The sequence below is a fragment of the Arthrobacter sp. NPDC058130 genome (assembly GCF_042884475.1).
Taxonomy (GTDB): Bacteria; Actinomycetota; Actinomycetes; order Actinomycetales; family Micrococcaceae; genus Arthrobacter.
Genome location: NZ_JBHVTV010000002.1, coordinates 475,737 through 489,558 on the forward strand (window position 1 = coordinate 475,737; position 13,822 = coordinate 489,558).

The window sequence follows — 13,822 nt, forward strand, 5'->3', positions numbered from 1 at the left end:
CCCTCCGGCACCAGCCGCGGAGGGGACGGCGCCGAGGCGCCGTCCCCTCCGTCCGGGTAGCGTCATCCTCTCTGCAGCCCCCGGATTCGATCGCGTTGGTGCTCACGCCGTCGGAGAATGCGCTGGCTCCTGGTCAGCTGGGTCGGGAGCGAAGTTTTTGCGTGATGGCGCGGGATGCGGCCATGAGTAGCTGACCTATGGCGTCGGTGCGTGTGATGATTCGCGAGGTTGGTGCCGACACGTTGAGAACGCCTGCGATGTGGCCCAGTTGGTCCCGGACCGGCGCAGCGACGGACGTCAGCCCGATTTCGACTTCTTCGGAGGCGACCGAATACCCTCTGGCCCGTTCCGCTTCGATTCGGTGCAGCAGTGCCGTCAGGTCCTTTGGTGCCCCCGCCGCCGATGTGGGCGTGCTCAGGTCATCGAGCGTGAGCGTTTCGATCAGTTCGTCGTCAAAGTCGAACATGAGTGCACGTCCCGAGGCCGTGCAATGCATGGGCGAGCGGCGGCCCACCCATCCGCCGGCCTGCAGCGACTGCTGGGATTCTTCGCGCAGGACGGTCAGGGACCGGTTTCCCTCCTGCACCGAAAGCAGGGCAACTTCCCCGGTCTTGGCCACAAGAGCCTGCAGGGCCGGGCGGGCAGCCTTCACCAGAGGATAATTTCCCGCGCCGGTCGCCAGTATGCGCAGGTTCCAGCCCAGCCTGTAGGTTCGACGGTCCGGATCCTGTTCGACAAGCCCGCTGCGGGCCAAGGCCTTAAGCATCCGCGACACCTGGCTCCGTTCGCGCCCCACCGCTCGGGCAAGATCGCCGACCGAGTGTTCACCTCCTGATTGCCCTGGATCCTCGAATGCCAACAGCAGTGCGGCCACCCTCTCGGCGGTACTCTCAGCCATCTCACCCTCCTGATACTTGTTGCTGTAGCAACAACACTACTCGAATAGAAGTTTCGTTCGTTGCTTGATCTCGCTGAATGAGTGTTGCTTTATCAACAACAGTTTTTGGAGCACACGATGCGGCCTTATACCTTTCAAAGCACTGTGGTACACATCACTTGAAAGGTTTTGAAATGACAGTCCTTCAGACAGAGACGTCAGACGGTCACATCCTCTACGGCAAGCAGTCCAGGCTGGCCGTAGAGAACTTCGGCGCAGCCGGCCGCCGTGTGGCAGATGTGCCGGTTTTCGTGCGGAACTACGCTCTGGTCAAAGCTGCCGCCGCCCGGTCGAATGCCGCACTCGGCGCCCTCGCCCCCGAGGTGGCGGAGGCGATCGAGGCCGCGTGCTCTGAGATAGCGGCCGGCCTGCACGGCAGCCAGTTTCCCACCGCCCTCGTTCTGGGTGGCGGGGGCACGACGACGAACATGAATTTCAATGAGGTCATCGCCGCCCGGGCAACCCAGATAGCGGACCTCCCCGTTCACCCCAACGATCACGTCAACGCTTCCCAGTCAACCAACGACACCTATCCAACAGCGATGGCCCTGACCATCCGGGACCTTGCCGAACACCCCCTGCAGGCACTGACGGCTTTGGCCGCGGCCCTGGAATCCAAAGCTGCCGAGTATGACAGCACCCATCGCCTCGGCCGGACGTGCCTGCAGGATGCTGTCGTGCTGAGTGTGGGGCAGACCCACCGGTCCCACGCCACCGCCATCCGCCGAGTCACCGAGGGGCTTCGCGCCGCGACAGCCGAGCTGGACACCATTGCCATCGGCGCCACGGTGCTCGGAACGGGCATCGGCGCACCCGAAGGGTATCGGGAACTTTGCGTCCGGGATCTGAGCGAAGCAACCGGGCGGCAGTTGACCGGATCGGACGACCTCGTCGATGCCCTTTCCCACCTGGACCCCTACGCTGCCGTGGCATCAGCCGGGGCCCGTGCCGCCATCACCATGGCCAAAATCGCCGCCGACCTGCGATTCCTGTCCTCCGGACCCACCGGCGGAATCGGTGAAGTCACGCTGCCGGCAACCCAGGCCGGATCCTCGATCATGCCTGGCAAGATCAACCCCGTCATCCCGGAATTCGTGATGCAGCTCAGCTACCGCATCCGGGGAGCTGCCCACACCGTCGAATGCGCCGTGGCGGCAGGGGAACTTGAACTGAACATCATGGAGCCGGTGATCGTTGATTCGCTGCTGAACATCCTCGAAGACCTGACCGCGAGCGCAGAAACGTTCACCCGCAAGTGCATCACCGGACTGGCCTGGGACGGCCCCCGCCTCAACTCAAACCTCGCCGCCGGCTTCGATCAATGGGTCACCATGGCCGCTGAGCAGGGCTACGACGCCACCACTCTGGAAGTCACCAAAGCCCGCGCCGCCACGGCTGAGGCAACCCGATGAGCACCGCCGCGCACACAGCATACGAAGACGCGCCCCTCACCCGATTCCACATCCGCGTCGCCATTGCAGGCACCGGCGGCCAGTTCAGCGACGGGTTCGTCCTGGGCATCGTCGGCATCGTGCTGGCATCCGCCACTGCAGCCCTGAACCTCACACCGCTCTGGATCGGGCTCCTGGGCGCAGCAACCCTGGCCGGGCTCTTCCTCGGGGCCATCGTCACGGGCCCCATCGCCGACAGGATCGGACGCCGCAGAATCTTCGGCTGGGACATGCTGGTCTTCGGGCTCCTTTCCGCAAGCCAGTTCTTCGTTCAGGAACCCTGGCAGCTCCTCGCGCTCCGTCTGCTTCTCGGCATCGCCCTGGGAGCCGACTACGTCGTCAGCAAATCCCTGGTCACCGAACACTCCCCCCGCCGGTTCCGCGGACGGCTCATGAGCTTCCTCGCCGTCGCCTGGGCCCTGGGCTACGTCACCGCCTACCTGGCCGGTTTCCTGCTCTCAAACCTCGGACCCGACGCGTGGCGATGGATGCTCCTCATCAGCGCCCTCCCCGCCCTCATCGTCTTCGGATTCCGCCTCGGCGTCCCTGAATCACCGCTCTGGCTGACCCAGCACGGACGCCTGCGCGAAGCCGCCGACGTGGTCCGCCGCCACGTCGGCCCCAACGTGGCGCCACCGCCGGTCAGTTCCATCAAAACGACCAAGGGAATGGCCGTACTGTTCTCCGCAAAATACCGGAAGCGCACCATGGTCGGCGCCGTCTTCTACGTCTGCCAGGTCATCCCCTACTTCGCCCTCGGTACATTCGCGCCCCAGGTCATGGAAGCCCTCGGAGTCTCCGGCAAGCTCGCCGCCGGCGCAGCCTACAACGTGTTCCTGCTCGTGGGCGCCATCGTCGGCATGCTGATCATCGACCGCATCTCCCGCAGGACCTTCCTGATCGGAAGCTTCGCCCTGGGTGCCGCACTGTTGCTCGGCCTCGTCCTCTTCGCCTCCGTGAGCCCGATACTGGCCGTCGTCCTGTTCGCCTCGTTCGCACTCGTCCTCTCAGCGGCCGCGAACCTCGAATTCGCCTACCCGCCCGAGCTGTTCCCGACCGAATTGCGTGCCTCGGGCGTCGGCGTCGCCACGGCTTCCAGCCGGCTCGGCTCCGCGGGAAGTACCTTCCTGCTCCCGGTCGTGGTCGCCGGCTCAGGCATCAACACCGCCCTGACGGCCTGCGTCGCTGTCCTGCTCATCGGTGCCTTCGTCTGCTGGCGCTGGGCTCCGGAAACCCGAGCCGAATCCCTCGCAGCCGTCGACGAGGAAATCGAACCGGCACACCACCACGAGCGCCAAGGCGCCGCCGCCCACTAGCCTGCCGAAAGAAATCCACCAGATTCATAGCGATAGGGAGGGCCGGCATCTGCCCGGCCCTCCCTATTGACGTTCACCCGACGCCTCACGTGAGCTCATCCGCTGCGGAACCGAGGACAAACTCCACTCAGGCGGTACGAACTAACGGGGCTGGGTGGGTTCCAGCTTTGTTGAGCAGTGAAATTCCGAAATGACGCATCACGTTGACATGGCACAGATCACATCACTAACCTTAAGATCCATACTGTCAGACAATCAAACAATTTGAGATGTTTGCGTTGATATGCGCGGCGCTCAAAGTGCTGACCGCGCAGCACGGCCGACATGCCGCTGGCGGAGATATGCGGGCCCTTACCCGCGGACGCCTCTGCAGCCTGAGAATGACGCATAGGACCTAGACGACGTCGTTCCCGGCGGATTGTCCAATATCTGCACCGCGCAATGAAGCGCGGGGACGACAATGTAGGAGTTGACATGGATTCAAGCCCGACTCTCAAGAAATCCCTCAGTCAGCGCCAGCTGACAATGATTGCAATGGGCGGCGTCATCGGAGCCGGCCTGTTCGTCGGCTCCGGCGTCGTCATCAGTGAGACCGGCCCAGGAGCATTCATCAGTTACGGCATCACCGGTGTCGTAATCATCATGGTCATGCGGATGCTTGCCGAGATGGCCGTGGCGAGTCCGTCCACGGGCTCGTTCACCGACTACTCGCGCCGCGCCTTGGGCGATTGGGCCGGGTTCTCGGTCGGTTGGCTCTACTGGTACAACTGGGTCGTCACCGTCGGTGCCGAGGCTATCGCAGGAGCAACGATCATCCGGTACTGGATAGACGTCCCCCTTTGGCTGGCCTCGCTGATCCTGATGATCTTGCTAATGGCGACCAACCTGTTCTCAGTTGCCTCGTTTGGCGAGTTCGAGTACTGGTTCGCCGGGATCAAGGTTGCAGCAATCGTGGTCTTCCTGTTCCTGGGCACGATGTTCGTTTTCGGCCTGTGGCCGGGGAAGTCAATGGACTTCTCAAACCTGTGGTCCCATGGAGGGTTCCTGCCCAACGGACCCTCTGCGTTGACTGTCGCCATGGTCACCGCGATTTTCTCGATGGTGGGCGCCGAGATCGCCACCATCGCTGCCGCGGAGTCCTCCGACCCCGAGAAGGCGGTGACCAGGGCCGCGAAGTCAGTCATTGTCCGGATCTCGATCTTCTTCGTTGGCTCCATCTTCCTGCTCGCCACGATCCTGCCGTGGAACGCCCCGGAGACGAAGTCCAGCCCGTTTGTTGCTGCCTTTACCGCGATGGGTATCCCTTACGCCAGCGATGTCATGAACGCCGTCGCACTGACGGCCGTCCTCAGCTGCCTTAATTCAGGGCTCTACACTTCCTCGCGCATGCTCTTTGTTCTCGCCGCACGCCGAGAGGCACCCCAGCAGATGGTCCGGGTGACGCGTAGGGGTGTTCCGGCCCTGGCGATCCTCGCCTCGTCAGTCATCGGCTTCCTCTGCGTCATCGCTGCGGCGATCGCGCCGGATACGGTATTCGTGTTTCTGCTGAACTCCATCGGTGCGATCTACCTCATCGTCTACATCGTGATCATTGTGTCCCAGATCGTATTGCGCCGGCGCACGCCGGACTCCGAGCTGCGCGTCAAGATGTGGTACTTCCCCTACCTGTCAATTCTCACGGCCATCGTTATCCTCGCGGTGCTGGTCCAGATGTTCTTGGAAGAAAAGACCCGCGCCCAGCTGCTGCTCAGCCTGGGGGCCACGGGGCTCGTCATCGCGCTCTTTTTCGTGAACCGTTGGTACGTCAAGCTGAGGCCGATCTCGGCCAGCACAGTCGCGGGCAACCCCAGACGTGTCCTCGTGATGGCCAACCAGACAGTTGCCTCCACACAGCTCCTCGACGAGTTGCGCCGCATCGACCGCGAAGGAACTGCCACGTACTTCGTGACCGTTCCCGCCAACCCAGTCGAGACCGGGACAGCGGCGTCATACGGTCCGCTAGACCTGCGGGACGCTACCGAGCGCGCCGCCCGGAAGCGTCTCGACTACACCATGTCGACATTATCGGCGGACGGGCTGTCGGTCTCCGGCACCCTGGGCGACTTTCGGCCGTTGCAAGCATTGGCCGACGCGGTCGTGTCGTTCCAGCCGGACCAGATCGTCATCGCCACCCTCCCGGCCGACGAGTCGACGTGGCAGCATTTTGACGTCGTCGACCGCGCCCGCGCCGCCTACGGGCTACCGGTGACCCACATCGAGGCAACGACCGCTCCGAACGCCAATAGCGGAGCCTGACGTCAATGCCGATCCTGACTGCAGTCAGCGGGAGCAACAGAGGCTCGGCATCCCTGAACGTCGCCGCTCAGATGGAGAAGCGAGCAGGCGAAAGGATCATCGCCGCTTCCGGTCTCCCAGGGACCTTGGTCAGCCGTCTGGGTTAGGTAACGGAGTCGAGCTCCGCGGCGCGGCCGGCCGGTTCGGCGGACCGTGGGCGTCGTCGGCCACCGCGTTGCGCGGCAGCGCCGGCCAGGACGACGAGCAGGATGCCGGCAATTTGCGTGGCCGAGGGTTGCTGGTGCAGCACCAGCAGTCCAAGGAGAACGCCGAGGGCTGGCTCAAGGGACATCAGGGTGCCGAACGCGGTGGGGGTCATCCTGCGTAGGGCGAACATTTCCAGCGCGAACGGCAGGACGGGGAGCAGGATGGCCAGTCCCGCCGTAGCGGCCAGGATTCCAGGCGTGAGGTGGCCAGCAGCCTGCGGGATGCCGATGACAGCGGCCGTGATGGCAGCGATCGGCACGGTGAGCGAGAGTGTTCCGATGCCGGTGAAACGGTCGCCGATCCGTTGGGTGAGCAGGATGTACGCCGCCCATGCGATGGCAGCGATCCCGGCGAACCCTACGCCGGCAGGATTGAACCCGCTCTGCCAGGGCTCGGTGAGCAGCACCACCCCGAGCAGCGCAGCTGCGGGCCAGAGGAGCGCCCGTGCATTGTGGCTTCGCATGGCAGCGACGGTCAACGGGCCCAGGAACTCGATGGCGACTGCAGTTCCGAGCGGGATGTGCTCGATCGCAGCGAGGAAGGCGATGGACATCAGACCGGTCGCCATGCCCAGAGCGAGCAGCGTCGGCATGTCCCGTCGGCGGATAGTGCGCAGCGGCGGGCGGGCCAGGGTCAGGAGGATGATTGCCCCCAAGCTGAGCCTGAGCCATGCGGTCCCGGCCGGACCCAGGGTTGTAATCAGGTCCAGCGACAGGGCGGAGCCCAGCTGGACCGACAGCATCGCCGCCACCGCCAACCCCCAGGGCGGCACCGGGACATTGTAGGAGGCTCGGCCTGTCATGGCCGCTCCCCCGGCCGGTTGCCGGCCATTTCCGACCGGTGTCCTGATCCCACGCCCGGCTCGAACACGGCGAGGGAGAACCTTGCCGGTTCCGCTCCAGGATTGGCGAATGAATGTGCCATGTCGCCGGGAAAACTCACGGCATCGCCGGCGTCAAGGATGATGCACTGCTCTGCCACCGCCATGGTGATGGTGCCCTGCAGGACCTGCAGGAGTTCCTTGGTGCCAGGCGCGTGGGCCTCGGTCGCGTGGTGGTCCCCGGGAGCCAGCGTCCAGTCCCAGAGTTCCACCACATCCGGCCGTTCGGTGCCGGCCACCAACACCCCGCGGCCACCAGACTCCCCGTGCCACAAAGCCGCACCTTCGCCACGCCGCGTGACCTTCACCGGCTTGGGCTGGGGCGACTCGACCAGCGCCGGCAGCCCAACTCCGAGCGCGTCGCTGATCCTCAGCAGGGTCCCCACACTGGGATTCACGGAACCCTGCTCAACGTTGATGACCATCCGGCGACTTACCCCGGCAGCCTCCGCCAGCTGATCAAGGGTCCAGCCCCGGGACTGCCGCTCCTGCCTGACCCGGGCCCCGATCGCCAAGGCGAGGATAGTTGTGCTCTCATCCATAAGTGCATCATACTGCACTTAGAGTGCACTTGTATTATGGCTCCCGGAGTGGCGCAGCGCACGGGCCGCCGGAGGTGACCCGCGCGCTGCCCAACTCCAACGCGGGGTGTCTTGAGCCAACGCGCGGAACTTGTCTTCTTAGACTTCGTCAGTTTTTGCTATGTACACATCGCACGGAGCGTTGTGGGCAACTGTGTTCGCGACGCTGCCAAGAACTCGTCCGAGTCCACGCATGCGCCGGTTACCAACAACGATCATTGTGGCGTCATGGGTTTCGGCCTGCTTGATCAGCGCCTGGGCCGGTGATCCATGGACGGCGAAGTAATCGACCTCCAGCTGTTCGGACCGGAGTTCGACCGCGACGGCGCGGGCCAATTTTTCGGCTATGCCTGCCTCCGAGACCACCAGCCGGTCACTCCCAGTACCTACAACGTGCGCGCGGTCGCTGGTAAAGGCCGTGACCACATGGAGCCTCGCTCCCATCGCGACAGCCAACAGGCCTGCCGATTGCGCGGCCTTCCTGGCCGTTTCGCTGTCGTCCACGCCGACGACTATTACTCCAGTCATTCTTCTGCTCTTTCCTTACTGAGTGATGCCAATATCTGCAATGTCCAGTTCCTTGGCCCTCGCGGGAAGATGCGGTCGCAGCCTGCATCGGTGTGCCGTCCAAGCCGCTTTCCGGGTTTGTCCGCGGAGGATTTCAGGGCCGGCATGCCTGAGGACGGGCCACCGCTGGTGGCCCATCCAGGGCTTCGCCAGCCGCAAATACCCGGTCTGGATCAGCTGGCGGCTGTGAGTGCTTCGTCGTAGATCTCCAGCGCCCTGCGGACCTCCTCAGCCGTGACGACAGCCGGAGGGACGACGTGGATCCGGTTGTCGGCGATGAAGGGCAGCAGTCCGCGGTTCAGGAGTTCGGCCTTGATCCGGCCCATGAACGCCGGCGTGACGGGCTGCCGGGTCTGCTGGTCCTGAACGAGTTCCAGGGCCCAGAAGACGCCGCGGCCGCGGACCTCGCCGATCACCGGATGGCGGGCCGCGAGGGCGGCCAGGCCGGGTGCGAGGTGATCGCGGCCGATGCGCTCCGCGTTTTCGACAATGTTCTCTTCCTCGAAGGCGTCAATGGAGGCCACGATGGAGGCTGCCGCCAGGGGGTGCCCGGAGTAGGTCAGGCCGCCCGGGAAGACCCGCTCATCGAACGTCGCCGAGATTTCCTCGGAGATGATGACGCCGCCCACCGGGACGTAGCCGGAGTTGACGCCCTTGGCGAAGGTGATGAGGTCCGGCTTGACGTTGTAGGCGTCCAGGGCGAACCAGTCGCCGGTGCGTCCGAATCCGGCCATCACTTCGTCCAGGATCAGGATGATGCCGTGCTGGTCGCACAGGGCGCGCACGCCTTCGAGGTATCCGGGCGGCGGGAGCAGGATGCCGGCGGTGCCGGGGACGGTTTCGAGGAGGATTGCTGCCACGGACTGCGGCCCCTCGGCCTCGATGGTCCGGCGCAGGTGCTGCAGGGCGCGCTCGGCTTCCTGCTGCGGGGTCTCCGCCCAGAACTCCGAGCGGTACAGGTAGGGCCCAAAAACGTGGACGTGGCCGCGGGAGTATTCGTTGGGAATCCTGCGCCAGTCGCCGGTGGCAGCAATGGCGGCGCCGGTATTGCCGTGGTAGGACCGGTACCGGGAGATCACCTTGTCCCGGCCGGTGTGCAGCCGGGCCATGCGGATGGCGTTCTCGTTGGCGTCGGCGCCGCCGTTGGTGAAGAAGACCTTGTCCATGCCCGCCGGTGCGTGGGCGAGAATCCTTTCCGCTGCGAGGCCGCGGGTGTGGTTGGCATGTGCGGGGGCCACGGTGACCAGCGCGTCTGCCTGCTGCTTGATGGCCTCGATCACACGCGGGTGCTGGTGGCCGATGTTGGTGTTGACCAGCTGGCTGGAGAAGTCCAGGTAGGTGCGGCCGTCATGGTCCCAGACAGTGCTGCCGGATCCGCCGGCAATGACCAGGGGATTAAGGGCGCCCTGCGCCGACCATGAGTGGAAGACGTTCGCCCGGTCCAGGGCGACCACTTCCGAGTTGGTGACGGGTGCGGCAAGGGCGGTAGGGCTGTGGGCCATGGTTGTTCCTCTCGGGGGACGGTGCTCTTTCTTCCTCTTCATAATCCGCCGGGACAACCCATCACGTCCTTATACATTTGTATACTCAACTCTATGAACTTCGACGATCCGGCAGAGGCGTCCTAGGTGCCGCCCACCATCAACGCGCTGTTGCACAATAAGGGCCTGAATCTGCGGCTGGTTACCCCCGGACCCGAGAGCAAAATGCTCGATGCGCCGGTGTCCTGGGTGCACAGCTCGGATCTGGATGACCCGACGCCCTTTCTGGACCCGGGCCAGCTGCTGCTGACCGACGGGACGCAGTTCCCGGTCAGCGACCCGGGCGCCGAAGTATATGGCGGCTATGTCAAACGCCTTGTGGATCACGGAATCTGCGGTCTGGGCTTTGCCACCCAAGTGATCCATGGAGCGCTCCCGGAGGGCCTGGAGGCGGCCTGTAGCGAGCAGGGCCTGCCGCTCCTTGAGGTGCCGGACCGCACGCCGTTCATTGCCATCATCCGCGCCGTGGCGGACTGGCTGGCAAAGGAGCAGAACGCCAGATCCGAGTGGTCCCTCCAGGCCCAGCGGTCGATCGCCCGCGCGGCCCTTCGCCCGGATGGGCTGCGGTCCATCCTCACCGAGCTGGAACGCCAGCTCCAGTGCTGGGTGGCACTTTTCGACGCGGCCGGGAACCACATCCTGATGCCCAACAGCCGCCCTGTGCCGTCGGAACTGATGTCCGCGGTCCGGGACGCGGTACTGCGCGCGCTGGAGCAGGGCAACAGGTCGGTGGCCCAGCTGACGGTGGAGGACCAGCAGGTCACCTTGCAGACCCTTGGCCGGCGGCACAGCCTTAGGGGCGTCCTGGCGTTGGGTGCCATCGAGCCGTTGGATCCGGCACGGACAGACATCATCAATAGTGTGATCGCCCTTGCCAGCCTTGCGTTGGAGCAGGCCCGCACCTTGGACACTGCGCGCCGGCACCTGCGGTCGGGAGTCTTCGAGCAGATGCTCTCCGGAAATACGGAGGTGGCGGCACGGACGGCACGACAGGTCTGGGGAAGACTGCCCGGTGAACCGGTGATCGTTACGGTTGCCCAGCCCCCGCGTCAGGGACAGAACCTCCTTGAGGCCCTTGAACTGCTCTCCGATGACCACCGTGGCGCGGTCTTCTACGCCCAACGGGACGAAAAAGTCGTCGTGCTGGCCAACCCGGTGCACCAGCAGAAAGTCGAGGCGGTCCTGGGAAGGTATGGCGCCGCGGCCGGGACTTCGGCGCCGACCGCATTTGAGGGACTGTTGCGGGGCATCAAGGAAGGCGAGAAGGCCCTGGGCAGGGCCAATGAGCTGTCGCGGGCGGTGGTGACCTTCGCGGAAGTTGCCGGCGGCGGAATGCTTGGCCTGCTCCAGCGGGAGGAGGCGGAATCGGTGGCACGCCGGCTCATTGAACCGCTGGTGAAGCACGACGACGTTGAACAGTCACAGCTGCTGCCGACAGTCACAGCGTGGCTGGCAAACAACTGCGTGTGGGACCGCACTGCCCGGCAGTTGGGCGTTCACCGGCATACGCTGCGGAACAGGATTGATGCTGCCGGCAGCATCCTGGGCCTGAACCTGGACGGGCTGCGGGACCGGCTGGAACTGTACACGGCACTGCAGTTCCTGGAAATGGCGGAGGGGCACCCGGAGCGCTGAACGCACCGGGCACCCCTCTGCCGGCAACGCCGGAATCAATCGAAAACGGGATCAGTTCTGGGGGAAGCCCAGGTTGATTCCACCGTGGCTGGGGTCCAGCCAGCGCGAGGTGATGGCTTTCTCCCGGGTGTAGAACTGGAAGCCCTGAATGCCGTAGGCCTTGGAGCTGCCAAAGATGGAGTCCTTGAACCCACCAAAGGAGTAATAGGCCACGGGGACCGGGATGGGGACATTGATGCCCACCATGCCCACTTCTACCTCGTTCTGGAAGCGGCGGGCAGCCCCGCCGTCGTTAGTGAAGATGGCTGTGCCGTTGCCGAAAGCGCCGGAGTTGATCAGGTGCAGGCCCTCTTCGTAGGAGTTGGCCCGGACCACGGCGAGAACCGGGCCGAAGATTTCCTCCTGGTATACGCGGGAGGTGACCGGCACGTCGTCGATCAGCGTCGGGCCGAGCCAGAAGCCGTTCTCGTCGCCGTCAACGCTGATCCCGCGGCCGTCCACCACCACCTTGGCGCCGTCCTCCACGGCAAGGTCGATGTACGAGGCTACCTTGTCCCGGTGCTGCCTGGTGACCAGCGGACCCATGTCACAGCTGCGCCGGCCGTCGCCGACCTTGAGCGTTGCCATGCGGGACGTGATCTTTTCGATGAGTTCGTCAGCAACGGGCTCGACGGCGACCACGACGCTGATGGCCATGCACCGCTCCCCTGCTGAGCCGAATCCGGCGTTGATGGCGGCATCGGCGGTCAGGTCAAGATCCGCATCCGGAAGGACCAGCATGTGGTTCTTGGCCCCGCCCAGGGCCTGCACGCGCTTGCCGTGGCGGGCTGCGGACTCGTAGATGTACTGGGCGATGGGGGTGGACCCGACGAAGGAAATGGCCTTGACGTCAGGGTGCTCCAGCAGTCCGTCCACCGCCTCCTTGTCACCGTGCAGGACGTTGAAGACGCCGTCCGGAAGGCCGGCCTCGCTGAAGAGGGCGGCCAGCCAGTTCGCTGCCGAGGGGTCCTTTTCACTGGGCTTCAGGACAACGGTGTTGCCCGCTGCGATGGCGATGGGGAGGAACCAGAGAGGAACCATGGCCGGGAAGTTGAACGGGCTGATGATGCCGACGACGCCGAGCGGTGACTTGGTGGAGTAGACGTCCACGCCGCTGGAGACATTCTCGGAGTGCTCGCCCTTGATCAGGTGGGGGAAGCCGGTGGCCAGTTCGACGACCTCCTGGCCGCGCGTGATTTCGCCGAGGGCATCGGAGAGCACCTTGCCGTGCTCGGACGTGATGATTTCAGCCAGCTCGCCCTTGCGCTCGTTGAGGAGCTCGCGGAAGCGGAAAATGATCTGCTGGCGCTTGGTGATGGAAAGGTCCCGCCAGGCCGGAAAGGCCTTGTGGGCTGAGGAGATGGCCGTCTCGATGTCCTCAGCGGACCCGAGACCGACCAGCTTGGTCTCCTTGCCCAGCGCCGGATCAAATACCGGAGCTGTGCGGTCCCCGGACGAGGGCACCTCCTGGCCGCCGATAAAGTGCGGGACAACCTGCAGTTCGTTGTTATCAGACACAGTCTTCTCTTTCTTCGGTGGTGGGGCGATGGGAATCATCTGAGGTCAAACGTAGACGGAGCAGCCAGCTGCCAGTGGTGTACATATGTCCATCGCAACCGCGTCAGCTCAACAAAGGTTTAGGCGCCGGCGTGCACTCCGCCGCTTTAGCGTGGGAGCGAAAACCACATCGTCTTAGGGAGAAACCATGAAACGCAGGCCCGCGCACGGCACCCGGCCCATCCGCCAGAGTCTTTCCCGGCCGAGAGCAGCCACCGGCGAGCATTGTCCCGCGACCGGTTGGTGGAGCCCGGAGGGCAGCGGCGGGCCTTGGCGCTACCTCAGTGAAGGGAGTCTTATGCCGGCGGTCAGTGGAACGACAGGATCCTGGGTCCTGGCCGCTCACGACGAGGTCCCGGCCGGGGCAGCAGTCCGACTGCCCGCAGGCGTCTCGAGCGGCCGCTGAGCAGCCGGGGCGGCTCTGTGACGCCAATGTGGCGCTCCCCGGGAAAATCAAACACAGACGTTACATCCGCCCTCCACGGGGGGCGGATGTTCTATTTGGTCCGGAAAACGCGCGGTTTCGGGACATTCCTTGCACGTGGAGTTTCCGACGGGCTGCCGGCGCATTTCGTCGCCGGATTCATCAGGGGTAGACGTGGGACAGGTCACAGTAGTAGCGTTGTCTTATCGCCAAATTGCCTGACAATAAAACAACGACGTTGAGTCAGGTTCTCCACGCGTCAGTCTCGACACCACGAATCGAAAGATTCCCAAAACCATTCGCCTGTTCTTCCAAGCGGTTCCCGGCCACCCTCCTGATCAGCCCGGACCGCA

At 64.5% G+C, this 13,822-nt stretch carries 10 protein-coding genes; 4 read left to right on the forward strand and 6 right to left on the reverse strand.

Annotated elements, in window-relative coordinates; genetic code table 11:
- Nucleotides 1–133: 133 nt before the first annotated feature.
- Nucleotides 134–898, reverse strand: coding sequence for an IclR family transcriptional regulator (locus ACFVTM_RS06310; protein ID WP_390202534.1), 765 nt, complete (start codon nucleotides 896–898; stop codon nucleotides 134–136).
- A gap of 173 nt (nucleotides 899–1,071) precedes the next feature.
- Between ACFVTM_RS06310 and ACFVTM_RS06315 the strand changes: the two genes are divergently transcribed.
- From ACFVTM_RS06315 to ACFVTM_RS06325, 3 genes are all read left to right on the forward strand, one after another.
- Entirely contained in the window at nucleotides 1,072–2,349 is a 1,278-nt protein-coding gene (locus ACFVTM_RS06315; protein WP_390202535.1) for a lyase family protein, read from the forward strand.
- Nucleotides 2,346–3,704 carry an MFS transporter gene (locus ACFVTM_RS06320; RefSeq protein ID WP_390202536.1) on the forward strand — a complete coding sequence of 453 codons (1,359 nt, stop codon included), beginning with the start codon at nucleotides 2,346–2,348 and terminating at the stop codon, nucleotides 3,702–3,704. Before ACFVTM_RS06315 ends, ACFVTM_RS06320 begins: the two co-directional genes overlap by 4 nt.
- 474 nt (nucleotides 3,705–4,178) lie before the next feature.
- Complete coding sequence (locus ACFVTM_RS06325; RefSeq protein WP_390202537.1) at nucleotides 4,179–5,999, forward strand: amino acid permease; 1,821 nt, start codon at nucleotides 4,179–4,181, stop codon at nucleotides 5,997–5,999.
- A gap of 142 nt (nucleotides 6,000–6,141) precedes the next feature.
- Here ACFVTM_RS06325 and ACFVTM_RS06330 read toward each other — a convergent pair whose 3' ends face one another.
- The 4 genes from ACFVTM_RS06330 to ACFVTM_RS06345 form a co-directional block, all read right to left on the reverse strand.
- Nucleotides 6,142–7,047, reverse strand: a complete 906-nt coding sequence (locus tag ACFVTM_RS06330) for a DMT family transporter (protein WP_390202538.1) — start codon at nucleotides 7,045–7,047, stop codon at nucleotides 6,142–6,144.
- On the reverse strand, nucleotides 7,044–7,667 hold the full coding sequence (locus ACFVTM_RS06335) for a helix-turn-helix domain-containing protein (protein WP_390202539.1): 624 nt from the start codon (nucleotides 7,665–7,667) through the stop codon (nucleotides 7,044–7,046). The genes ACFVTM_RS06330 and ACFVTM_RS06335 overlap by 4 nt, the downstream gene beginning before the upstream one ends.
- A 138-nt stretch (nucleotides 7,668–7,805) precedes the next feature.
- A complete protein-coding gene (locus ACFVTM_RS06340; RefSeq protein ID WP_390202540.1) occupies nucleotides 7,806–8,234 on the reverse strand; it encodes a universal stress protein in 429 nt (142 codons plus the stop codon).
- A 212-nt stretch (nucleotides 8,235–8,446) separates the two neighbouring features.
- Nucleotides 8,447–9,775, reverse strand: a complete 1,329-nt coding sequence (locus ACFVTM_RS06345) for an aspartate aminotransferase family protein (RefSeq protein ID WP_390202541.1) — start codon at nucleotides 9,773–9,775, stop codon at nucleotides 8,447–8,449.
- 126 nt (nucleotides 9,776–9,901) lie between these two features.
- On the opposite strand from ACFVTM_RS06345, the gene ACFVTM_RS06350 reads away from it, so the two are divergent.
- Nucleotides 9,902–11,449, forward strand: coding sequence for a PucR family transcriptional regulator (locus ACFVTM_RS06350; protein WP_390202542.1), 1,548 nt, complete (start codon nucleotides 9,902–9,904; stop codon nucleotides 11,447–11,449).
- A gap of 51 nt (nucleotides 11,450–11,500) precedes the next feature.
- Here ACFVTM_RS06350 and ACFVTM_RS06355 read toward each other — a convergent pair whose 3' ends face one another.
- Nucleotides 11,501–13,045, reverse strand: a complete 1,545-nt coding sequence (locus ACFVTM_RS06355; protein ID WP_390202543.1) for a CoA-acylating methylmalonate-semialdehyde dehydrogenase — start codon at nucleotides 13,043–13,045, stop codon at nucleotides 11,501–11,503.
- Nucleotides 13,046–13,822 lie beyond the last annotated feature (777 nt).

Bases quoted from the DNA above. Each gene is read 5' to 3' on its own strand.
- ACFVTM_RS06340 (WP_390202540.1), bottom strand. From the start codon at position 8,234: ATGACTGGAGTAATAGTCGTCGGCGTGGACGACAGCGAAACGGCCAGG.
- ACFVTM_RS06345 (WP_390202541.1), bottom strand. From the start codon at position 9,775: ATGGCCCACAGCCCTACCGCCCTTGCCGCACCCGTCACCAACTCGGAA.
- ACFVTM_RS06310 (WP_390202534.1), bottom strand. From the start codon at position 898: ATGGCTGAGAGTACCGCCGAGAGGGTGGCCGCACTGCTGTTGGCATTC.
- ACFVTM_RS06315 (WP_390202535.1), top strand. From the start codon at position 1,072: ATGACAGTCCTTCAGACAGAGACGTCAGACGGTCACATCCTCTACGGC.
- ACFVTM_RS06320 (WP_390202536.1), top strand. From the start codon at position 2,346: ATGAGCACCGCCGCGCACACAGCATACGAAGACGCGCCCCTCACCCGA.
- ACFVTM_RS06355 (WP_390202543.1), bottom strand. From the start codon at position 13,045: ATGATTCCCATCGCCCCACCACCGAAGAAAGAGAAGACTGTGTCTGAT.
- ACFVTM_RS06330 (WP_390202538.1), bottom strand. From the start codon at position 7,047: ATGACAGGCCGAGCCTCCTACAATGTCCCGGTGCCGCCCTGGGGGTTG.
- ACFVTM_RS06325 (WP_390202537.1), top strand. From the start codon at position 4,179: ATGGATTCAAGCCCGACTCTCAAGAAATCCCTCAGTCAGCGCCAGCTG.
- ACFVTM_RS06335 (WP_390202539.1), bottom strand. From the start codon at position 7,667: ATGGATGAGAGCACAACTATCCTCGCCTTGGCGATCGGGGCCCGGGTC.